The organism is Bacillus sp. GB_SG_008 (genome assembly GCF_052038115.1).
GTDB lineage: Bacteria > Bacillota > Bacilli > Bacillales > Bacillaceae_G > Bacillus_A > Bacillus_A rhizoplanae.
On the sequence record NZ_JBPZSK010000007.1, the window covers coordinates 80867 to 103938 of the forward strand.

The 23072-nt window shown below is 35.5% G+C and carries 22 protein-coding genes, 3 pseudogenes and 1 other annotated feature; of the genes and pseudogenes, 5 read left to right on the forward strand and 20 right to left on the reverse strand.

The features are described from left to right. Positions 1 to 9: 9 nt before the first annotated feature. The 3 genes from lepB to ACTDJC_RS17800 all read right to left on the reverse strand — a co-directional run bounded on the left by lepB (position 10) and on the right by ACTDJC_RS17800 (position 2619). Positions 10 to 543, reverse strand: coding sequence for a signal peptidase I (lepB, locus tag ACTDJC_RS17790; RefSeq protein WP_440604233.1), 534 nt, complete (start codon positions 541 to 543; stop codon positions 10 to 12). A gap of 265 nt (positions 544 to 808) precedes the next feature. After that, on the reverse strand, positions 809 to 1489 hold the full coding sequence (locus ACTDJC_RS17795) for a lysoplasmalogenase (protein WP_440604234.1): 681 nt from the start codon (positions 1487 to 1489) through the stop codon (positions 809 to 811). Positions 1490 to 1659: 170 nt separating this feature from the next. After that, on the reverse strand, positions 1660 to 2619 hold the full coding sequence (locus ACTDJC_RS17800; RefSeq protein WP_440604235.1) for a DMT family transporter: 960 nt from the start codon (positions 2617 to 2619) through the stop codon (positions 1660 to 1662). 269 nt (positions 2620 to 2888) lie between these two features. Between ACTDJC_RS17800 and ACTDJC_RS17805 the strand changes: the two genes are divergently transcribed. Further along, complete coding sequence (locus tag ACTDJC_RS17805) at positions 2889 to 4817, forward strand: heavy metal translocating P-type ATPase (protein ID WP_440604236.1); 1929 nt, start codon at positions 2889 to 2891, stop codon at positions 4815 to 4817. 186 nt (positions 4818 to 5003) lie between these two features. On the opposite strand, the gene ACTDJC_RS17810 is transcribed toward ACTDJC_RS17805, so the two are convergent. From ACTDJC_RS17810 to ACTDJC_RS17820, 3 genes are all read right to left on the reverse strand, one after another. After that, positions 5004 to 5873 (reverse strand): YihY/virulence factor BrkB family protein, encoded by an 870-nt coding sequence (locus ACTDJC_RS17810; RefSeq protein WP_253628492.1) that lies wholly within the window; start codon positions 5871 to 5873, stop codon positions 5004 to 5006. A gap of 5 nt (positions 5874 to 5878) precedes the next feature. Next, the gene (locus ACTDJC_RS17815) at positions 5879 to 6367 is read right to left on the reverse strand and encodes a DUF4075 domain-containing protein (protein ID WP_098311124.1); all 489 of its coding nucleotides are present in this window, start codon (positions 6365 to 6367) and stop codon (positions 5879 to 5881) included. Positions 6368 to 6542: 175 nt separating this feature from the next. After that, the gene (locus tag ACTDJC_RS17820) at positions 6543 to 7007 is read right to left on the reverse strand and encodes a low molecular weight protein-tyrosine-phosphatase (RefSeq protein ID WP_098311125.1); all 465 of its coding nucleotides are present in this window, start codon (positions 7005 to 7007) and stop codon (positions 6543 to 6545) included. A gap of 165 nt (positions 7008 to 7172) precedes the next feature. Between ACTDJC_RS17820 and ACTDJC_RS17825 the strand changes: the two genes are divergently transcribed. After that, positions 7173 to 7397 carry a DUF1128 domain-containing protein gene (locus tag ACTDJC_RS17825; protein ID WP_098311126.1) on the forward strand — a complete coding sequence of 75 codons (225 nt, stop codon included), beginning with the start codon at positions 7173 to 7175 and terminating at the stop codon, positions 7395 to 7397. 100 nt (positions 7398 to 7497) lie between these two features. On the opposite strand, the gene ACTDJC_RS17830 is transcribed toward ACTDJC_RS17825, so the two are convergent. The 8 genes from ACTDJC_RS17830 to ACTDJC_RS17865 all read right to left on the reverse strand — a co-directional run bounded on the left by ACTDJC_RS17830 (position 7498) and on the right by ACTDJC_RS17865 (position 15510). Beyond that, a complete protein-coding gene (locus ACTDJC_RS17830) occupies positions 7498 to 8580 on the reverse strand; it encodes a toxic anion resistance protein (RefSeq protein ID WP_440604237.1) in 1083 nt (360 codons plus the stop codon). Positions 8581 to 8598: 18 nt separating this feature from the next. Continuing rightward, the gene (locus tag ACTDJC_RS17835) at positions 8599 to 10230 is read right to left on the reverse strand and encodes a YceG family protein (protein WP_440604238.1); all 1632 of its coding nucleotides are present in this window, start codon (positions 10228 to 10230) and stop codon (positions 8599 to 8601) included. A 79-nt stretch (positions 10231 to 10309) separates the two neighbouring features. After that, a complete protein-coding gene (locus ACTDJC_RS17840; RefSeq protein WP_440604239.1) occupies positions 10310 to 11098 on the reverse strand; it encodes a TerC family protein in 789 nt (262 codons plus the stop codon). 73 nt (positions 11099 to 11171) lie between these two features. Next, a complete protein-coding gene (locus ACTDJC_RS17845; protein WP_440604240.1) occupies positions 11172 to 11750 on the reverse strand; it encodes a TerD family protein in 579 nt (192 codons plus the stop codon). Positions 11751 to 11779: 29 nt separating this feature from the next. Beyond that, a complete protein-coding gene (locus ACTDJC_RS17850) occupies positions 11780 to 12364 on the reverse strand; it encodes a TerD family protein (RefSeq protein ID WP_253628488.1) in 585 nt (194 codons plus the stop codon). 20 nt (positions 12365 to 12384) lie between these two features. Further along, positions 12385 to 12981, reverse strand: coding sequence for a TerD family protein (locus ACTDJC_RS17855; protein ID WP_440604241.1), 597 nt, complete (start codon positions 12979 to 12981; stop codon positions 12385 to 12387). 469 nt (positions 12982 to 13450) lie between these two features. After that, positions 13451 to 14881 (reverse strand): proline--tRNA ligase, encoded by a 1431-nt coding sequence (gene proS / locus ACTDJC_RS17860; protein ID WP_440604242.1) that lies wholly within the window; start codon positions 14879 to 14881, stop codon positions 13451 to 13453. A 45-nt stretch (positions 14882 to 14926) separates the two neighbouring features. Continuing rightward, positions 14927 to 15130: a binding site (T-box leader), on the reverse strand. Positions 15131 to 15234: 104 nt separating this feature from the next. After that, on the reverse strand, positions 15235 to 15510 hold the full coding sequence (locus ACTDJC_RS17865) for a YesK-like family protein (protein ID WP_098309211.1): 276 nt from the start codon (positions 15508 to 15510) through the stop codon (positions 15235 to 15237). 148 nt (positions 15511 to 15658) lie between these two features. Here ACTDJC_RS17865 and ACTDJC_RS17870 point away from each other — a divergent pair, with 148 nt between their 5' ends. Both ACTDJC_RS17870 and ACTDJC_RS17875 read left to right on the forward strand, forming a co-directional pair. Beyond that, positions 15659 to 16972, forward strand: coding sequence for an alkaline phosphatase family protein (locus tag ACTDJC_RS17870; RefSeq protein WP_098309106.1), 1314 nt, complete (start codon positions 15659 to 15661; stop codon positions 16970 to 16972). A gap of 96 nt (positions 16973 to 17068) precedes the next feature. Then, positions 17069 to 18355, forward strand: coding sequence for an MFS transporter (locus ACTDJC_RS17875; protein WP_440604243.1), 1287 nt, complete (start codon positions 17069 to 17071; stop codon positions 18353 to 18355). 193 nt (positions 18356 to 18548) lie between these two features. Here ACTDJC_RS17875 and ACTDJC_RS17880 read toward each other — a convergent pair. After that, a pseudogene (locus ACTDJC_RS17880) lies at positions 18549 to 18962 on the reverse strand (MFS transporter); the annotation flags it as partial. 895 nt (positions 18963 to 19857) lie between these two features. On the opposite strand from ACTDJC_RS17880, the gene ACTDJC_RS17885 reads away from it, so the two are divergent. Further along, positions 19858 to 21177, forward strand: a complete 1320-nt coding sequence (locus tag ACTDJC_RS17885; protein ID WP_098309109.1) for an amino acid permease — start codon at positions 19858 to 19860, stop codon at positions 21175 to 21177. A gap of 75 nt (positions 21178 to 21252) precedes the next feature. Here the strand turns inward: ACTDJC_RS17885 and ACTDJC_RS17890 are convergent. The 5 genes and pseudogenes from ACTDJC_RS17890 to ACTDJC_RS17910 all read right to left on the reverse strand — a co-directional run. Next, positions 21253 to 21407: pseudogene (locus ACTDJC_RS17890) on the reverse strand (IS6 family transposase); the annotation flags it as partial. Positions 21408 to 21566: 159 nt separating this feature from the next. Further along, positions 21567 to 21710 carry a histidine kinase gene (locus tag ACTDJC_RS17895; protein WP_098309110.1) on the reverse strand — a complete coding sequence of 48 codons (144 nt, stop codon included), beginning with the start codon at positions 21708 to 21710 and terminating at the stop codon, positions 21567 to 21569. A 171-nt stretch (positions 21711 to 21881) separates the two neighbouring features. Then, entirely contained in the window at positions 21882 to 22124 is a 243-nt protein-coding gene (locus tag ACTDJC_RS17900; protein ID WP_440604244.1) for a hypothetical protein, read from the reverse strand. A gap of 17 nt (positions 22125 to 22141) precedes the next feature. After that, a complete protein-coding gene (locus tag ACTDJC_RS17905; RefSeq protein ID WP_440604245.1) occupies positions 22142 to 22453 on the reverse strand; it encodes a thioredoxin family protein in 312 nt (103 codons plus the stop codon). Between the two features lie 15 nt (positions 22454 to 22468). Next, positions 22469 to 22769, reverse strand: a pseudogene (locus ACTDJC_RS17910) (DnaJ family domain-containing protein); the annotation flags it as partial. Between the last annotated feature and the right edge of the window lie 303 nt (positions 22770 to 23072).

Sequence of the window (23072 nt, forward strand, 5' to 3'; positions counted from 1 at the left end):
ACTCTCCTTCTAATCTACTATGTGCATCCGTTCAAAAGGATAATATATTGCAACCAAACTTCCTAATACATCATCTTTATCAATAAGCCCTAGCCCATTACGACTATCTCGGCTCACTAATCGATTATCCCCCATCACAAAGATTTTATTTTTCGGAATTATCATCGGACCAAAATCCTCAGTTAAATTTATCATAAGTTGTTTTGCTTGCTTCTTATTTTTTTCCAAATATGTTTCCTTTTGCAATTGACTATTTATATACAACTGATCATTTTTCATTTCAATTGTATCTCCAGGTAAACCAATAATACGCTTCACATAAAAATTATCTGTTTTTATCACAATTACATCACCATGATTATAGCTATCCTCTTTCCTTGCTAACTTATTTATAATGACTTTATCTCCTTCATAAAGTGTAGGCTGCATTGAAGCTCCTTGCACCGTCGTCGGAAAAAATACAAATACTTTCATAAAAAAAGCAATCATGCATGCAATCGCAAATACTTCCATCCATTCCCGAAAGCGGCTTTTCTGTCTCATGCTTATCTCCTTTATCCCTCTATGTACATATATTATAAAATATTTTTGTAAATATATTCTATATTATCAGTAAATTATCCACACCATTTATAGAATAGAATCTAACATTCGATATATAGAAAATGAAAGAAGAACTGCTCAAGAGCAGTTCTTCCTTCATTTTCTATACATGTGGCAATTATTCCTACGTCAACTTCGTAATAATCTCCTTATGCTGATGATATTTTCTTAAACGTTCATCGTTAGCACCTGATTAGTTCAACAATTACATTCCAACATAAATAATACACATTTGCGCTCCAACATATGTTGCCCAAACCCAAAGAGGATCATATTTTATATTTCTTCCCCCGATATCAGTAACTCCAATAATAAAGTCGGAAATGACAAACAGCAAACCACCAAGCGCTGGAATCCACCATATTCCACCGTAAGAGTATGCAAGTCCAAATGCAAAGCACGCCATTCCACCAACCCAAAGCCCGTATACAAGTGCTCCTATTGTAAATAGCTTATCTTGCTTATTATTTCTAATAAAAAAGAACCAACCGATAATTAAAAATAACCCATATCCTACTAAGCCAAACCATAATCCTGTCCATGCAATACCTGTCTCTAAAAAAGCTGTAACATACAAGCAATGTGCAATAGCAAATGTGACCATCCCACCAATTAAACGGTTACCAAATGGAATTAAGCCTGCCATAAATAAATCGCCAATTGTTGACAAAATCATACCGATTGCAACCCATTGCCGATAAGGTGTCGCAGGGTCTTGCACCCACATCCATATTGCAGCTCCAGTTAATGAAAAGCTTAGGAGTAAACGTACAAATAAAGGTAATGGTTCGTTTTTCTTTGTTTGTTTTGATTGCCTTATTGCATAAATTGTACCAAATAGAAACAAAGTTACTTGTCCAATCAGCAGTACGTACATTTCATTCATATTTTTCTCCTTGATGAATTAATATTTCTACGTTATTCGATATAAAAACATCATTTCCCTTCCTTTTATCTACAAATTTCAACAAAAATATGTGTGTTTCTATTACTCCATCACTTTCTAAAAAAAATTCCATTTAATATTTCCTAACTTTACATATGAAAAAGCGGCTCTTACTGAACCTCTTCATGCTGCTTTTGTATTTGCTCCGTTTTTTTCACCATAGGTGCACGATTCACCACAATGATTCCCGTCGCTACACATGCCAATCCAAACAATACGAAAGAATGAATCGCTTCACCTAAAATTAAGCTTGATAATATTACACCAAACACTGGAATGAAGAACATGTACATCGATACTTTTCCAACTTTGTTGTATTTCATCACTGTATTCCAAATACAAAATCCCGCTGCCGATAAGAAAGATAAGTATAGTAGCATAAGCAACGTTTGCATATGAAATGTAAATGGCATGAATCCAACTTGTAAAATCCCGATGAACAATAAACCTAAAGAACCAATAATCATTTGATATGCAGTCATATAGCCTACATCCATTGTTTTACTGCCTTCTTTCGCCAAAATGTTACCGTATGAGTACAGCATTGCTGCACCTAATAATAACAATTCGCCAATACCAAAGTGAAAATCCATATTTCCTTTTGGAATATTTACAAGGACTACACCGCAAAACCCAATTGATACTCCAACGATTTTTCTCATATTTAATGAATCATCTTTATATAGAAAATGTGCTAATAAAATTTGAAAGAATGAAGATGTTCCAGAGATAACTGCTCCTTCAATCCCGGTGCTATAACTCATGCCAATATAAAAACAAATATATTGTAAAAACGTTTGAAACAAACCAATCTGAACAAGCTGCTTCGCTGTACCTTTTTGGAAAGATACATTTTTTCCTAATACTTTTAAAAAGAATAAGAGCATTACTCCCGCTAAGAGAAATCGGTAACCTGCAAATAAAATTTGTTCACCTACTTCATGAGGTTGAATGTCTAACTGTACATAACTTAATTTAATAAATGGAAACGCACTGCCCCATAGAAAAGTTGCACTTAATGCCGCTACAAATACGCCGAGCGGATGTGTAAAAAATCTTTCTGTCTTCACGTGATGTCTTCCTTTCCGTACTTTTTACGAACAATATTCATATATAACAAAGCAAACTCAAAAACACAAGTATTTTCACTTCTAATCATTAAATAAAAAATCTTTCTATAAGTGGAAACATATGTTACAATTTAGAATAATAATAAAGTGAATAACTACACAGAATGTGTTTTCTAAGAAATGCTGCTATCCGTATGGATGGCAGCTTTCGTCGTTTTATAAGGGTTTCGATGATGATTATTTTTCTCAATGAAAGGAGTACAAAAGCTATGAATACACAAGTAAAAGTATTATCAAAACAAACAACAACGCCAACTTCTTCATCCTGGTTGGAAACATTCCAAAAACATTATGAACTTATTTTTGCGATTACATCTGGAATTTTTATTTTGGCAGGTTGGTTACTAACAAAGAATGATATTACAACAGCTGCAACCATATTTTACGTATTAGCTTATGTAATTGGAGGTTATGCCAAAGCAAAAGAAGGGATTGAAGACACAATTGCAGAAAAAGAGCTGAATGTCGAAATGCTCATGATTTTTGCGGCTATCGGCTCAGCCATTATCGGCTACTGGACAGAAGGTGCCATATTAATTTTTATCTTCGCTTTAAGCGGAGCTATGGAAGCTTACACACTGGATAAAAGTCAAAAAGAAATTTCAGCACTGCTCGACTTACAACCTGAAGAAGCACTGCGCATCTCTCGCGGAGTAGAAGAACGTATTTCAGTCCAGCAGCTGCATATTGGTGACATCATTTTAATTAAGCCAGGTGAACGTATTCCTGCTGACGGTGTAATTCACACTGGCGAAACAAATATTGATGAAGCTGCCATTTCAGGTGAACCAATTCCAAATGAAAAGAGACCAGGCGACGAAGTATTCGCGGGAACTGTTAACTTGCGCGGTGCCATTGAAGTGGAAATCACAAAACATAGCGATCAAACATTGTTCCAAAAAATTATTCGTCTCGTGCAAAATGCACAAAGTGAAAAATCTCCTTCACAACTTTTTATTGAAAAATTTGAAGGAACATATGTGAAAGGAGTACTTCTTGTTGTAGGGCTCATGATGTTTGTTCCTCACTATGCTCTTGACTGGAGCTGGAATGAAACATTTTACCGTGCAATGATTCTACTCGTTGTTGCTTCTCCCTGTGCGCTCGTTGCAGCCATTACACCAGCTACGTTATCGGCGATTTCAAACGGTGCAAGGCATGGCATCTTATTTAAAGGCGGTGTTCATTTAGAAAGACTCGCTTCATTAAAAGCCATTGCCTTCGATAAAACAGGTACATTAACACAAGGAAAACCAACAGTAACAGATGTATATACGCGTGATGGAGTATCTGAAAAAGAGTTATTGTACATTACAGCATCTATTGAAAGTCATTCTACACATCCTCTAGCAGAATCAATTGTTAAATATGCAAAACACGCATATGATATTACATTAACAAAACCAGAAAACGTAGAAGATGTAACCGGATTTGGCTTGAAAGGAATACTGCAAAACAAAGCTTATAAAATCGGGAAAGCTGATTTTATCGGTGCAGAAGCAACATTATTCCATAACGGCGTTTCAACACATTTAGAACAAGAAGGAAAAACTGTTGTATATATAGGCGATGAGAAAGGTATTCTTGGTATTATCGCCTTGAAAGATACACTACGCCAAGAAACAATTGCAGCAATTCACGAGCTTCAAGGCCTTGGTATCGAAGCGATTATGATTACAGGCGATAATGAACAAACGGCAAAAACCATCGCTGCTGAAAGTAATATTAAAGAGTATTATGCATCTTGCTTACCAGAAACAAAAGTGGAAGCAATAAAAGAATTGAAAAAGAAATATGGTACAGTGGCAATGGTCGGTGATGGCATTAATGATGCTCCTGCATTAGCCACAGCAAGTATTGGAGTTGCGATGGGAGAAGGAACTGATGTTGCTTTAGAAACTGCAGATGTTGTCTTGATGAAAAATGAACTTTCTCGCTTAGCACAAGCAATTCGCTTATCAAAACGAATGAATCGTATTGTAAAGCAAAACGTTACCTTTTCGTTGACAGTAATTATGCTGCTCATTTGTTCGAACTTCCTACAATTTTTAGCACTTCCATTAGGTGTCATCGGTCATGAAGGAAGTACCATTCTCGTTATTTTAAATGGGTTACGATTATTAAAAGCAAATAATTAAAAGGGTTCCAATATGGAACCCTTTTTTTAATGATAACCGTTATGTCCGTTTGCACTGCTGCTCGTTTTATGTTTTGGCTGTGAGCTGCTGTGTTGTTTACGTTGGTTTTTATCGTTTTTGCTATTGCCAGTTTTATTTTGGCCCATGAATAATCCCCCCTATTCCCTTTTAGTATGGAACAGAAGGTTACTTTTGATTACGGGAATTATTGTCACTCGTTCGATAATAATTCAAGAGTGCGTTAATTTCTCCACCAAGCAAAATCACCCAGCCAGTTAAATAAAACCATAATATTAAAATAATAATAGCACCGAGACTACCGTATGTATTAGAATAATTTCCAAAGTGATCGACATAGAATGCAAATGAATACGATGCCACAATCCATCCGATTGTAGCAAATAATGCTCCTGTTATCACTTCTCTTCTATTTACATGACGATTTGGAGCAAATTTATACAAAAAGCAAAATAAACCAAATAATACGAGAAAACTTAATAGTAATCGAACAATACTCCAAACAAGCGAAAATTCATGAGATAAACCTAAAATTTTAAAAATTGCTGATCCAATTACTTGGCCAAATACAGGTAAAATTAAAGCAAAAACAATCATAAAAATCGTTGCTAATGTTAATACAACTGACAATGCTCTTGTTGCAATATATGAACGTGTTTCAGTAATATCATAAGCACGATTAAATGCCTTCATCACAGCATTTACACCATTCGAAGCAAAATATAACATTGCAAGTAAACCAAACGATAATAATCCGCCATTTTGTTCACTTACTATTGTATCTACATTTGTTTCAATTAAACTCAATACATCTTCAGGAGCATAATTCTGTAAAAAGCCTAATACATCTTCTGTCTGAATTGGAATATATCCAAGAAGAGTTATTAAAAAAACAAGTGCTGGAAACATAGAAAGCAAGAAGAAATAGGCAAGCTGTGCTGATAAGCCTGCCACATCATCTCGCATTGTTCGATCATATAAGTCTTTCCCAAATGTGAAAACATGATGAGTTCTTGCTTGTTGTAAAAATGTTCTCATCTTTTTTAAACGCTTTTCTTTTCTTCTTGATTTTGTTCTAGCTCAATAAACGCTTCTGACTTCTTCTCTTCTACAATAGATTCCTTCGTACCGCTATCTTCTGCTACAATCAGTTCTTCTTCCGTCTTTAGCTCTTCTGTTGGTACAACCGCTTGAATTTCAATTGTTTCTGGTTTCTCTTTCGCATTATTCTTCTTCTTGTTAAAAATATCTTTCGTCTCTTTTAATGTTTCAACAACAGCTGGCGTTAATTTTTTAATTTCTGCCACTTTTGCTTTTACAACATTAAAGTCAGCAATTTCGCGCCCTTTATCTGTAACTGTTTGCATCTTCTCTTTTAGCTTTGCATTTTCACCAATTTCAATCATTTTTGTTTTCGCTTTTCCTGCCGTATACTTCACTTTCTCACGATTTTCTTTCTTTAACATAGAAACCGCCACACCTGCTGCCACACCGATTGCAATGTTTCGTACAATATTTCCCTTCTTTTCCATATTCCTTCACCCTTTCATCTATTTTGTTAGAAAGTTATCTCACTCTAACGGACAATGAATCCTAAAGGTGATAGCCTTGAGGTACCTCCCCATAAGAGCTCGATTGGTTTAACTAACCATAAGTAGCGATGCTCACCAATGGAAGTTTCACATTATACTTTCTGAACTAACATCCTTATATTCCTTGCTCATTTCGAATGAACGCTAACAATTTTGCACATCCTTCTGTTACAAGGTCATATACTTCTTGAAAGTTCCCTGTAAAATATGGATCCGGAACATCTGTCCAGCCACCGTCTGGAACAAAATCGGATAGTCTGCCAATATAGCCGCCTGCTTTTCCTAAAGCCTTTAAGTCGTCTAAGTTTTTATTGTCCATTGCAATTATGTAATCAAACTTTGTTAAGTCTTCTTTTTCTACTTGACGTGCTTTAATTCCTTCAAAGGACACTTCATTTTCTGTTAAAATTTTTTGTGTGCCATGATGAGGCGGGTGACCGATATGCCAATCTCCGGTTCCAGCAGAATCAACAGTAATCGCTTGTTCTAATCCTTCTTTTTTTACAAGCTCACGAAAAATTGCTTCTGCCATCGGAGAACGACAAATGTTTCCTAAACAAACAAATAAAACTCGAACCATATTTGTTTCTTCCCTTCATGATGCATTTGTTATATTTAGTATAAACAATCAACAATTACTTATAAAGGAAATAGGTACTAATTTAATACGAGTTCAAACTTCCGTTAACGAAAATGATAAAAAATGTTAAGATAAGTCTATGTTACTTTAAAAGGGGGCACTTTCGTGGATTTATCTGTAAAAACACAAGAAAACGTTGAATATATGGTAGAAGCAATTAAAGAAAAATTACGCATGGTAAACGCCGGAGCAATGAGAGCTTCAAATTTCAATGAAGATATGTATGAAGATTTACGTGACATTTATGAACACGTTATGAAACGCGAAACATTTAGTATTAGTGAGATGCAAGCTATTACAGAAGAATTAGGCTCATTAATTAAAAAATAAAATAAAAAGGCAATGAGGAGCATCCTCATTGCCTTTTTTATCCCGCTATTCGCGAGCAGTAAGCCCCCCTACTGATGGGAGTTTCACTTCATATCAGTCATTATCCTTGCATTTCCTTTTTAATTCTATCCGTTAAGTCTGCCATACGCTTACGGCTTTCTTCACGTTCACGTTTGTTTTGTTCTTCAATTTGTTGTGTCTCTTGAACACCTTTAGAAATAATATTCCAAGTCTCTTCAAGAGTTTCCATCTTAACACTTGAAGAACCCGCCAATTTTGCTACTTCTACACTTTGTGTCGCGATATTTTGTGCATTTCTCTTCAATAGCTCGTTTGTGCGGCGGTCAAGTTCTGCCATTGAATCAGCAACAAGCTTTTGACGTTTTGCATTTACGGCTTGAATAATACCATTTTTAAAAATAGGAATTGTCGTAATAAACGCTGTATTAATTTTCCCTATTAACTTGTTGTTACCACGTTGAATCATGCGAATTTGCGGTGCTGTTAATAGTGCAACCATACGCGCTTTTTCTAAATCGTCAATGCGTTGCTCTAAAATCTCTACAGAGTTTTTTAATGATTCCAGCTCGATTCCTGCAAGTTGATCATTGTTACGAACGCGCTCTTCATACATTGGAACTAATTCTGTTTGCAGACGCTCAAGTAGCATTTCACCCGCAACAACGTATTTCTCTAAATCTAAATAGTATTTTAAGTTTTGCTCATACAAACCATCTAACGTACCGATTGAACGCTTCATTTCATCTTGATATTTCGTGATTTCCACGTATACTTTATCCATTTCGCGTCCCATCGTTTGATACTTATTAAAGATTTGTTCAATCATTTGATTTCCTTTTTTAAATAAACGAGAGAAAAAACCGCCTTTTTCTTCAACGAAATCTTTGCTATCAAACTTGTCCATAATTTTCCCAAGCTGTTTTAATAGCTCACCGGAATCTTCTACCTTAGATAATGTCATCGTCTGTAAAATTTGATCAGCAAATCGTGAAATTTCTACAGATGGCTCTTTTCCTAACTCAATTAATTCCAGCTGATCTTTTATATCCACCGCATTATAGATGCGCTGTACTTCAGGATCTTGTCTTAACTGCAGACGGATATCTTGTGATGTTTGTTCATTCAATTCTGTTGTTTTTGAATCTAATACAATCGGATTCATATATGGATCTTCCTTCCTTTATAAAAATGGACGAAATAGCCCTTTTAAAGTATTTGATAAGTTTTTATAGGCCGATGGGCCGTGAAACTCTACATCAAAACTCACTTCTTCTAACCAATGTGAGTCAAAAGCTTCCGCTTCAATGTACTGCTCAATATCATTACGTCCTGTCGGATTAAAATGTAAAACATCTACACCAATATGATTTAAAAAGAGCATCAATATCGCATCGGAACGCGTAAGCTCTCCACTTTTTTCATTGTTGAATATAACTATTTTTGGTACCTCTTGCGAATAGTCAAATTTCTCAAGCTGTTCAAGTATGTTCGGCGGAATTTGTGAAAGCTGCGCAAACACATATAAAGCAGCATCTTGCTCTGTTTCTGCTCCCATTCTCTTGTAAAGCTGACTTTCACATGTATGAATAATCGCTTCAGCAATGCCGTATTGTAATCCTTCTGGCAAGCGTTTATGCGGCCACCAATGACTTTGAATGATTTTCTGTGCATTAAGCTTTCCAGAACGATCTAATGCGTCGCGATAATGAAATTGAAAATTGGCTTTCTGTTCTTTCGTAAACGGAAATTGATTTATTAATATACTGTTTTCATACGACGTTAATATTTTCAATCTTTGAAAATACTCTTTCTCATTTTTAGAAACACCGGACACTTTTGCAAATAACGATGGAATATAAATATGTTGATTTTCTACAAAGAATGTTGGTCTTATAAATGCCTTCTCTTTCGTAAGGATAAACAGTTCATCATATGTTGTCTTTAATGTACGCGCAACTGGTGTATATGCTCGAAATTGCCACGGTTTATATAAGAGTGAATTATCATGATGAAGCACTTGCTCAATTTCTTTCGACGCTTGATATGCAACTGTTGCAACGCGCTCCCGCTTTTTATCTGGAAATGGTTCAAGGGAAATCCGACTCGGATGCGAAATTACAAACGTGCGACTTTCTTCATCAACCTGTTCAAATCCATCTTTTCCTTCTGGATGATAATACAATACATCACATCCGAGCATAATAAGAAAGTATAAAAAGTAAATTTGACTTTCTGACGCATCACCATACCATATAATCTGGGGCATTTGTACTTTGTAATCCTTTTGTGAAAACCATTTTGAAACGTAATTTTCACTTAGCTTAATCATATCAATTAAGAAACGGCGGAAACCTTCTGTTTTTAATGATTGATTGTGCTGTTTTTCGTACAGCTTTAAAATTGAAATAAAAGTTGTATGTATGTAGTGTTGTATATCTGGATGGTCAACTTCAGGCAACAAACGTTTTCCCGATAAATGAGCAACGAGACGATTTACAGTTAAACCGTTTGGTGCTTGTTGATGTAATGAAAAAACTTCTTGAATATCACGAAGCTTCTCTGAAGGAATGACTTTATTTAAATTTTGTTCATGAAGCACAGTGATATTCTCATTTTGACTATACTCAAATAACTGGTTATAGTATCCATCCACATCATTCGGTACACCAAGAATGCGGCATCCAACATAGCTAAAATGTATATCATTCTCTGTCAATTCATAATGTGGGCGCTTTGCTAAACCCATTTCAAATTGTTTAAATGCTTCTTCCTCGCCCAATAGCTGTGGGTGAAATATAAAACGTGAAAACACACTCGTTCACCTCCAAACGAAACGTTTATAAAAAATGGGCGCCCATGTAAAGAGCAAGCCCATTTAGTCTATTAACCTATTAATCTTCTTTCTTAGAAGCTGCCACCTCTTCACGAGTTTGGCGAGATGTTTTCATATTATGCACAATAAATGTAGCCCCAAATGCAATAACTAAAATCGTAAAGAACATCCAATGCGGCATTTCAATATGGAATACAGAAAGGAACATTTTCACAGCAATAATTGCAATTAATATATATGCTGTCGTTTCAAGCTCTGGAATACGCTCTAGTAATCTTAAAAATACACCTGCAATACCGCGCATCATTAAAATACCAAGCATTCCTCCAAGAAGCAGAATCCATACTTCATTTGAAACACCAAATGCCGCAAGAACGCTATCTACAGAGAACGCGATATCCATTAGTTCGACCATTACAACTGTTCCCCAGAACATGCCAAACATTCTAAATAGAATGCTATCTTGCTTCATACCATGAGCTTCTTCGTCTTCTTCATTTCCTTTAGATTTATCAATGAAGTGTTTCAAAGAAAGCCATGCAAGGTAAAGAGCTCCCAGTACTTTTACCCATGCTAATTTAATTAAGTACATACCAATTCCGATGGCAAGAAAACGAAATACATACGCACCAATAAGTCCGTAAAATAAAGCTTTTTTACGCTTTTCTGCTGGAAGATGTTTTACCATAACTGCTAATACAAGTGCGTTATCAGCAGATAACAACCCTTCCAAAACAACAAGCGTACCAATTAATCCCCAAGATACTGGATCTGTTAATACTTTTACCCACATATCCCAATCAAAGAACTGGGCATACGTATTAAGGATTCCATGTAAAATCTCCATATCGTTGTTGACTCCTATTCTCTTTGTAAATTTCTAAAAAGCGGAAAAGAAGGAAACGAAAGTCGCTTCCTTCTTACGCATCCAAGCCGTACGCTCTTACAAGCGCACCTAGTCCACCTTGGAAGCCGCTTCCGACAGCATTAAACTTCCACTGTCCATTATGACGGTATAATTCACAAAAGACAACTGCTGTTTCAATGGAGAAATCTTCCCCTAAATCATAGCGAAGCACTTCTTCATTTGTTTCTTCGTTGGCTAAACGAACAAAAGCATTGGCAACTTGTCCAAAGTTTTGACGGCGCCCCTCTGCATCATAAATCGTTACTGTAATGGCAATACGATGTACATCAGCCGGTACTTTACTTAAATCAACAACAAGCTGCTCATCATCACCATCACCAGCCCCCGTACGATTATCTCCTGTATGTGCAACAGAGCCGCACGGTGATTGTAAATTATTATAAAAGATAAAGTCTGTTTCCTTCGTACATTTACCATCTTGATTTAATAAGAAAGCCGATGCATCTAAATCATAATCAGATCCACCGTCATATTGTTTAATATCCCAGCCAAGACCAATAATTGCTTTCGTAAGGCCTGGGCTTGTCTTACCTAAATCAATTTTTTGGCCTTTTTGTAACTGAATGACCATATCTATTCACCTCTATTTACACAGATTCTTTACTCTACATCTAAACCAAAGTTTTTACATAAAGCTGCTAATCCGCCTTGGAAGCCGCTTCCAATCGCATTGAACTTCCAGTCATTGTTATGACGGTATAATTCACCTACTACAACCGCTGTTTCAATTGAGAAGTCTTCACCTAAATCATAGCGAATTAGCTCTGTATTCTTCTCTTCATCTAAAATGCGTACAAAGGAGTTAGACACTTGTCCAAAATTTTGACGACGACCTTCTCCATCATAAATTGTAATCGTAAAACAAATGCGTTCAATATGCGCAGGAACATTTTTCAAATCCACTTTAATTGTTTCATCGTCTCCTGCACCATCCCCTGTACGGTTATCCCCTAAATGCTGTACAGAACCATTCGCTCCAGTTGGATTGTTGTAGAAAACAAAGTCTTCTCCTCCGCCAACTTTACCGTTTGCACCAACTAAGAAAATACTTACGTCTAAATCAAAATCAGCTTGTCCATCATATTTATTTGTATCCCAGCCAAGACCAACAATTACTTTTGAAAGACCTGGATTTGTTTTCGTTAAATCTACCTTTTGTCCTTTTTGTAATGAAATAGCTGCCATATATAGCGCCTCCTTAAAGATTATTGATAACGCGTTACAATTTCGCTTAAGTTTTTAGCTTGTGCTCCGTCTCCAATTGCAGAGAATTTCCATTCACCGTTATCACGATATATTTCACCAGCAATTAGCGTCGTCTTTCCGCCGTAGTTATCCGTTAAATTATAACGTACCAACTCTTCATGTGTTTGTGGATTTTGAATACGAATATACGCATTGCGAATCATTCCAAAGTCTTGACGACGATTCACACAATCATAAATATTTACAACAAATATTAAGCGGTTCACTCTAGATGGAACTTTTGATAATTCCACAAAGATAGTTTCATCATCGCCCGCTCCTTCACCTGTTAAATTATCACCTGAATGAACAATACTTCCGCAAGAAGATAATTTATTTCCAAAATAAATAAGGTCATGTTTATTTAAAAAGCGATCATTTTCAAGCATAATCACAGATGCATCACAGTCAATATTCGGCTTACTTCCAAACAATGAAGATAAAAATCCACCTGATTTTTCAAGCGGATCCCAACCCAGGCCAACTTGTAACTTTGTTAAACCAGGTTGTCCTTTCGTTAAGTCGATCTTCTGTCCTTTTTCTAAAATAATAGGCATGAAGTCTCTTCCTTTCAATCACTTTCCACCTAGGAAAATATTGTATTCTTTCTTTATATTGTAGCATTTTTCATAGATTGAGAAAAAGAATAATTTGTTAATTATACGAAAACATCTATTTGATTTCATCGCACTGATGTAAGAAGCAGGAATTTATTGGACAATCTATGCACAATTTTTTTATTTAAACTTTCACATTGTAAGCGCTTTCTGTTATAATGATTATAGGTAGGATAGCACCGGTGGCTATCAAAGCATATGGCGAAGGCGGGGCCAATGCTGCGGGTGGGATAAAAGAGTTATCCTTCTCATTTATTATACAAACCTAATTTTCTAACAGCTCAAAATATTGATTGACAAAGCTATGGTAGCAGCTATATACCCTATAAAAATTTAAAAAGAGTGAGATCCTTTTGTGTTTGGATTTCACTCTTTTTTCTTTTAAATTAAAATAAATCATTTGAACTACTTAATACGCCTTACCCCAATACACCATATGCTTCGCATCTTTCTCACAGCACACACATTGTTTAGCTAATTCCTCTTGTTCAAATGGCATACAACGTGATGTAACACCTACTTCTTCTTTCAACTTTTCTTCACAATCAAGACTTCCGCACCACATCGCTTTAATAAACCCTTGTTTTTCTTCTGCTACTTGTTTCATTTCTTCAAAAGTAGTAGCTATATATGTTTTTTCTTCACGAAATACTTTTGCTTTTTCAAAAAGAGACTGCTGAATGTCATCAAGTAATGTTGTAATACGTTCTTCTAATTCGTTTATAGATACAAATTCTTTCTCTTTTGTATCACGGCGTACAAGGACAACTTGATTTTTTTCAATATCTTTCGGCCCTACTTCTAAGCGAATTGGTACTCCCTTCATCTCATATTCATTAAACTTCCAGCCTGGTGTTTTGTTGCTTGCATCCATTTTCACACGCGCAACTTTCTGAATACGAGTTTGAAGCTCAGTTGCTTTTTCTAACACGCCTTCTTTGTGCTGGGCAATTGGTACAATCATCACTTGCGTTGGCGCAATCTTTGGTGGTAACACAAGTCCATTATTATCGCTGTGCACCATAATAAGTGCACCAATCATTCTCGTTGTTACACCCCAAGATGTTTGATGTGCATACTGCCATTTTCCATTTCGATCTAAAAATTTAATATCAAACGCCTCGGTGAAGTTAGTGCCAAAGTTATGTGACGTGCCCGTCTGTAGTGCCTTACCATCATGCATTAAACTTTCAATTGTATAAGTTGCTTTAGCACCTGCAAACTTTTCTTTTTCCGTCTTCTGCCCTTTTATAACTGGAATAGCTAAATACTCTTCACAAAACGACGCATATATATCTAAAATATTAAGCGTTTCTTGCTGTGATTCTTCCGCTGTTTCATGAATTGTATGACCTTCTTGCCATAAAAATTCAGTTGTGCGTAAGAACGGACGCGTTGTTTTTTCCCAACGTACAACTGAACACCATTGGTTATATAACTTTGGTAAATCATTATACGACTGAACAATTTTCGAGAAGTGCTCACAGAATAACGTTTCTGATGTTGGACGAACACAAAGACGCTCTGCTAATTCTTCACTTCCTCCATGCGTAACCCACGCTACTTCTGGTGCAAAACCTTCCACATGATCTTTCTCTTTTTGAAGTAAACTTTCTGGAATAAACATTGGCATATACACATTCTCATGCCCTGTTTCTTTTAATTTTCCGTCCATCACTTTTTGAATATTTTCCCAGATCCCATAACCATATGGACGTAAAATCATACATCCTTTTACACTTGAATAATCAACAAGCTCAGCTTTCTTTACAATATCGGTATACCACTGTGCGAAATCTTCTTCCATTTTTGTAATGGCTTGTACTTGTTCTTTTACCATCTACTTTTCCTCCTTCAAAAAAATAAAAAAAGCCCGTGTCCCTATAATAGGGACCGAGCTTTTGCCGGCGTTACCACCCTGATTCATATACAACATGTATATGCTCTCTTGTTTGATAACGGGAATTTCCCGCTGCATATGCAGAACTCAAAGGTAGGTTCCATATTATCTTTTAAGAATCTCTCAGCCACTGGATTCTCTCTCTGCAAAAAGATTGAACATGTACTAATCCTTTTTCATCGTCATAACGATATAAATTTGTTGATTATCATAATACACACTTTGTTGTAAAGCAATATAAAATTTTCTGATTCTTGTATATTCTTTTCATTTTATTTTGTTTTATACTTGTATTATATATATTTATCTCGAAAAAATTTTACGACTTGGTGAAGTAACATCCCAGTAATTGTTCCGATTAGGATAAAGAAACATAGAAAACCATATGCCATGCCTTCCCATCCACCAATGAAAAACAATGTGAATAAAAAACAAACGAAACAAATTATAATCACAATAAGTCCAAAGGCAATGTCAAACGAACGATTCGGAAAGCTTTTCCGTAACATAAACGAAATTAAAAAAACAACAACCGTTGTGATAATACTGATTATCCAAAAGATCTCCACCTTTTCCACCCCCTTCTCCTCCTAAATATATTATATGTTATAAAGTCTGAAAATTTTAAAAATACTTTTTTAAAAGATAAGTTTTTATCACAAAGTACTAATAGTAATATATATAAATAGGATATAGAAACTTGTGGAGGTATTTTCTATGAACAAACCTGCAACAAAACATGTTATTGTTTTATCTTTTGATTGTTTATCGGCTTTAGATTTTCCTATATTACAAACACTTCCTCACTTTCGTTCTTTACTAAAACATGGTGCGTACGCTGAAAAAGTCGAGAGTATTTATCCATCTGTTACATATCCAAGTCATGCAACGATTGTGACAGGAAATTATCCTGCAAAACATGGTGTTGTAAACAATACACTACTGCAACCTGGAAAAGAATCACCCGACTGGCACTGGTACCGCCGTTCTATTAAAGGAACAACCCTTTATGATGAAGCGCGAAAGGCAAACTTAAAAACAGCAGCACTTCTATGGCCTGTCACAGGAAGAGCAAAAATTGATTACAACATGCCAGAAATTTTCCCAAATCGGCCATGGCAAAATCAAGTACTCGTCTCCCTATTCAGTGGAAGTCCATTGTATCAACTAGAATTAAATCAGCGCTTTGGTCATATTCGGAACGGTTTGTCACAACCAGAGCTAGATAATTTTGTTCTCGCTTCTGCGGTACACACAATTCAAACGAAAAAGCCAAACCTTATGTTTGTTCACTTTACCGATTTAGATACACAGCGCCATTACCATGGATTTTCTTCTGAAGAAACAGTAGCAGCTATTCATCGCCACGACAAACGTCTAGGTGCAATTGTTGAGGCGTTAAAAGAAAGCGGCATTTATGAAGAAACAACTATCATTGCACTTGGGGATCATAGCGCATTAGATGAGCATAAGGCTATTCAATTAAATGTCTTATTGCGTGAAAAAGGATTCCTTACTGTGAACAAAAAAGGAGAAGTAACAAATTGGAAAGCTTATTGCCAAAGCTGTGATGGTTCAGCATATGTATACGTAAAAGATAAAAATGATACAGACACAATTGGAAGTTTGCACCGTTTACTGCAAGAAATCATGCAAGATGACCAAAACGGAATTGAGTTTCTATTAACAGATGAAGAAGCAAAAGATCGCGGAGCTGATGGAAATTGCCTCTTTATGCTTGAGGCTCGAGAAGGGTATTACTTTTTAGAAAATCATACCGGAGACCTGATAAGAGAGATTACAAGAGAAGATGTGACCTCTAGTAAAAAATATACGTTTGGTACTCATGGCTATTCTCCATCAAAACCAAATTACGAAACAATTTTCATGGCAGCTGGTAAGGGTATTCGTCAAGGAGCAATTATTCCACGTATGCGGCTTATTGATGAAGGTCCTACGATTGCAAGATTGCTTGGATTACATCTTGGTGAAACAGATGGCACTGTAATAGAAGAGTTATTGCAATTGTAAAGTTGTGTAAAAAATATGTAAACATTCAGTTAGTTTCTCTTTTTTATAAACGCCTTTTTGTACAATAACATTAGATTAGTTGAGGGAGGAACATATATGAAAAAAATGTCCAGGCAGGAAAAAAGCTGGATATTATATGACTGGGCAAACTCAGTGTATTCACTTGTTATTACAACTGCTGTATTTCCAATCTACTTTAAAGCAGCCGCTAAAGAAGCTGGACTTGCAGGTACAACATCAACTGCATATTGGGGATATGCAAATTCCTTTGCGACACTTATGGTGTCTATACTTGCTCCAATTCTTGGTACAATTGCTGATTATAAAGGATTTAAGAAACGTTTCTTCACATTCTTTTTCCTATTAGGCATTATTTTTACAAGTATGTTGGCAGTAGTACCAACTTCGCAGTGGATTCTCTTACTTGGCTGTTATATGCTCGCTTTAATTGGATTTGCAGGAGCAAATATTTTTTACGATGCGTTTTTAATAGATGTGACGACAGAGGACCGAATGAACCGTATTTCAACACGCGGCTTTGCTCTTGGCTATATCGGGAGCACAATTCCATTTATCGGCTGCATGGCCCTTATTATTCTTTCACAAAAAAGTATCATCCCATTATCAGTCGGCGTGGCAAGCCAAATTTCATTCGCAATTACAGCACTTTGGTGGGGACTCTTTACCATCCCTATGTTAAAAAATGTTGAACAACGTTATTTTATCGAACGTGATCCAAATCCTGTTGTGACAAGCTTTAAACGCCTTGCTTATACATTTAAAAATATCCGTCAATACCGAACTGTTTTTTTCTTCCTCCTTGCCTATTTCTTCTATATTGATGGAGTCGACACAATCATTACAATGTCAACAGCATATGGAACAGACCTTGGGATTAATGCAACAAATTTATTAATTATTTTATTCGTTACGCAAATCGTCGCCTGCCCATTTGCATTGTTATATGGCAAGTTATCTGAAACATTTACCGGAAAGAAAATGCTATATGTCGGTATTATTATTTATATTATTATTTGTACGTACGCCTATTTCCTAAAAACAACGCTGGATTTCTGGATTTTAGCGATGCTCGTTGCTACTTCACAAGGCGGTATTCAAGCGTTAAGCCGCTCCTATTTTGCAAAGCTCATTCCGAAAGAATCAGCAAACGAATTCTTTGGATTTTATAACATATTTGGTAAATTCGCTGCCATTATGGGTCCTGTTCTCGTCGGTGTCACAACGCAATTAACAGGCAAAACAAACGTTGGTGTTTTAAGTATTATCATATTATTTATTATCGGTGGATTTCTGTTAACACGCGTACCAGAGGGCTCTTCTGCTTCTGTAACACCACCTTCTCCAAAATCAGAAACATTATAAAGTGAAACTTCCATCAGTGGGGATTTTTTCATCCCCCACTGATGGTTAGTTGAACCAATCGGGCTTTTATGGGCAGTTCCCCCCCACCTAGCTTCCTCGTTTTTCTCTTCATCTTGAGGTGAGGGGGGCTTACTGCCCATTAAAGCGGGGTAATAAAGAAACTCTCCCAACTTATGCTAGTGGGAGAGTTTTTTTATAATTGATTTACTTTCTGCATTTCTTGTTTTTGTGTCATCTTCATTTTGAGTATCGGCAAGACAGCAATTACGACAAGTACAGCTGCTACACTAAACACTGTAATAAGGGAAGTCGCTTCCTTCAATATCCCCCCTAAAGAAACACCTATTAACATCGTGCTCATAAATAACGGCAATATAGTTCCGTTTACCCGGCCAATCATATTGTCAGCTACAAGCTGAATCATGAAAGTTCCTATTACGATATTTACACACGCTAAACAAATTCCTGTTACAAAACGCATACATACCGTAATCCAAAATGAAGTAGAAAATCCTTCTAAAACAAATGAAACGGCTAAAATGATAATTCCAAAAACAAGCAAGTGTTTCTGCTTTACTTTTGCAGCAACCACAGCTGGTACTGGGCCTTATAGCATAAGATACAATTCTGTTAGGGATATATGCATTTTATTCTCTTTTTTACACCAGAACCTAAATAACTGTTCTTTTTCCATACTAATCACACACCTTTTGTAAAGTAATAATATCAGTATGTCCAAGATTTATACAAAAAGAAGTTCCTTTTTTCTGAAAAATGAATATAAATTCAAGATTAATAATAAATATCCTAAGGAGATTTTATATTTCTTTCATTTATTCCTTTACATCTGCATGAATCATTTATTATAACAGTTTTCCCGTCTAAAATAAGATGTTTCAACAAAGGAAAGTATAATTATCTTTGTAATGGTCTTCCAATATAATCGATGTGTTAATCAAAGGAAAACTGTATTATTATTTTCTTTCTACTAACTAATACAGATTCAAACGATGGGCACAACTGCTACATGCCAAGTGTAATTTATTATCTATTCAAGATTCTGTTTATTCAATCTTTCTAAAAATAAAAAAATATTAAAACTCATAAATATGCAAGCTATAATGAGGGCGTCAGGAGATAATCTATTACCTCCAGAGAAAATATCAAACCAAGTTCTGGTGCAAAAATTCTAAACTTCTAAAATTGGACATACTGATACGCTTCCTTTTGTAATCAGAAAGGGAAATTTATTTAACATAAAAGTGGAAGCGTTACCATCCGAATCTTATGTTCTGATTTTTGGAACAAATGTAATTGTAGAAAATAAAAGCCGGAACATATTTTGAATTGGACATTCTAATAACTTAGATTCAACTGCAGTTAAAAACAATACATTATGGGGGCTTAGTTGTTAAATACAAAAGTTGTTTTGATGTGATTGGGCCAATATTCCTAAGCCTTAAAAAGAGACGTAAGAATAGGATACAAGGAGGAATTATTATATGAATGGGAATACTGCAAAAAAAATAGAATTTCAAGCTGAAAATACTGCAGTAAAAAATGAGAAATATCCAGATCCTAAAAAGTGGCATAAACAGGATACTACCTGGGCATTGAGCCTTTTTGGAACAGCAATTGGAGCAGGAGTACTCTTTTTACCTATTAATGCAGGTTCAGGTGGTTTATTATCATTACTGTTAATTACCATACTTGCATTTCCTGTTATGTACTACTCACATAGAGCGCTTGCTAAAATGATATACGCTTCTAATTCTGCTGAAGAGGGGATTACAGGTACAATAAGAGAGTATTTCGGAAATAAGGCAAGTATAATTTTTAATATAGTATATTTCGTCTCAATTTATACTATTGTGCTGATGTATTCGGTTGCACTTACAAATACTGCAAGTAGCTTTATCGTGAATCAATTGCACATGCAGGAGCCTCCAAGGGCCATTTTATCGCTTGTATTAGTACTCGGTCTTATAGCTATATTAAATTTTGGTCAAGATATCACTGTAAAGATAATGAGCATGCTAGTATATCCTTTCATAGCTTCTCTACTTTTTATCGCAATATCTTTGATTCCACAGTGGAATACGTCAATGCTTAGTTTTTCAAGTGTTTCTACTGCTTCAACAGGCACAGGATATTTTGGAACGATATTGATGATACTACCAATCATAGTATTCTCGTTCAATCATTCGCCTATGATTTCATCATTTGTTATGAAACAGAGAGCAACCTATGGAATAGAAGCTACTGATGCCAAATGTGCTCAAATACAAAAAGCTTGTTATATCATGACATTCGCTGTTGTTATGTTCTTTGTTTGGAGCAGTACATTGAGTTTGACTCCAGCTGATCTTATAAAAGCAAAAGAAGAGAACTTATCAATTCTATCATATCTTGCTAATGAGCTTAATTCGCCTGTCATCACTATTGCAGCTCCTATCATTGCTTTTATGGCTATAACAAAGTCCTTCCTTGGCCATTATATAGGAGCATATGAGGTAATGCGTGACATGATTATCAAGGTCGGTAAAAAACGCGGAAAAAATATGGGAGAAAAAACAGTTAAGACAATGATCCTTACTTTTGTTGTATTAACATGCTGGTATGTTGCTTATGCAAATCCAAGTATTCTTGGAATCATTGATGCCCTTAGTGGTCCGTTAGTTGCTGCTATCTTATGTCTATTACCAATGTATGCGATCCGCAAAGTACCAGTACTAGCTAAATACAGAGGGAAAGCGAGCAACGTATTTGTCATTATTATAGGTATACTTACTGTCCTAGCAAGTATTAGATCATTATTCTAATTCACTATTGTTGGTTCTGTTGCAAAAATAGTGGGAAATGAAAAAAGAACGAAAGATTCCTAGCGGAAATGAATTTTATGCTGTTAAACCAAAGAAATTATAGATAAGATATATCTGTTTTGGACAAACTTCTCACCTTGGGGAGTTTGTCCTTTTTTGATTATAGGCATAACTTCTATTCCAGCAATCACTTTTTTAGCTGTTTGCAATGATTTTAATCCAAGCATATTGGGGTGCCGCCCCATGTCCATCAAGCTAATATTTTGAAGTATCCCCAAAACGAAAATTTTATATCACTACAACAGTTATTTATGAGAATTTAGTGCATTTTTTGCGTTTTGGGGAACAACCAATTTCTTAAGTTGATGGGTATGTAAGGTGACCCCTATTTAAGAAAACATCTTGTCAATCCAATTATGAATCGCATACAGTTTCCCTATTTTTAACGCGACCTTAAATAAAATAACGCCTACCCCTACTAAAGCAAATGCAATCATCTTCCCTTTATTTTTTACTTTCGGCTTTTTTTCCATTCTATATTCCCTCTTTATATCTTTTTATCTTTATTAATCGATATGAGTTCCCTTATTAATCAAACGTTTGTTTAATACATTTCACAAGGCTTTGCCCCAACTAATCAAACGTTTGTTTAAATTTCAAAACAGTAAGAAATGCGCCTTTTCAGACGCATTTCCATATTAACTTCAATCGCCACCACAACTTCCACCATCTCCGCCATCTCCACCATCTCCACCAAAAGAACTATCACAATCTCCTGAACTCTCACTAGGTCCTGCGAAAAAAAATGGTGTAGCAGTATACGTTGTACTACCCGTTGCATCAGACTTATATTGTTTTTGTGCCCGCTTTCTTTCACTAGATACAATTACTTTTACAATAATCCAAAATAGTATAATAAAAAGCACAGCGCCTACTAATATTTCCATTTTAAATCCCCCTTTCACTATTCAATCATTTGTAGAATACGATTTATATTCTCCAAAGAAATGAAACGAGATTCTCGTACTATTTCTTTTCCACCGTAAAATAGTAAAACAGTTGGTGCAGTAAACACTAAATATTGCCCTGAAATTTCCCTCATATCCTCTAATGAAACAACAATTCTTTCCACATTCGAATGATGTTCGAGTAATTGTGTTATTTTTTCGAGCATAACGTCGCATACACCGCAATCTTCAGTTTTAATAAATAGTAGTAATAATGGCTGTTGTTCAATATATGCTGTTAGTTCTTCTATATTTGAGAATTGTTTCATGCAAATCCCTCTTTCTTACATGAATTTTTGAAATATCTTTTTACGATATGTGCCAAATACTGATGTTTCTTTTAATTTACGCCTTTCTAGCATTTGCTGAAGACGAAGCGATTTTGCAATTAATTCTTCTTATAATTGCCTTCTTTCTGCTTCATCGTGACAGCAAGCAATCAGATCTTCGATTTTTAACATATCTTTTTGTAGCTGCATTTCTTCAGGAATCATGCCAGCATTTTTTAAAATTTTATAACTTATGCGAAGCTTCTGGTATCATTGACAAATCCTTTCATTCAAGAGGCTTTCCTTTGTCATGTATCAGCATTTATATAGATATGTTAAAAACTTCATGTGCCGTGGCTTCATTATCATCATACGGAAATATATGTAATTCCGTCAATAAAACAAGCTATTTTTATATGATTCATACACGCAAAATAGATTTATAAAGTGAAACTTCCATCAAGTAGGATTTCTTCATCCCCACCTATTTTCTTCACTTTCTCTGCATCTTGAGGTTGGGATCTTACTGCCCAAAAGTAGCGAGATAAATATAAAACTGTCGTTTTTCTAATATTTGAAACTCTAATTATCTTAACTGGAACAAAGAAAACGGCGCTCT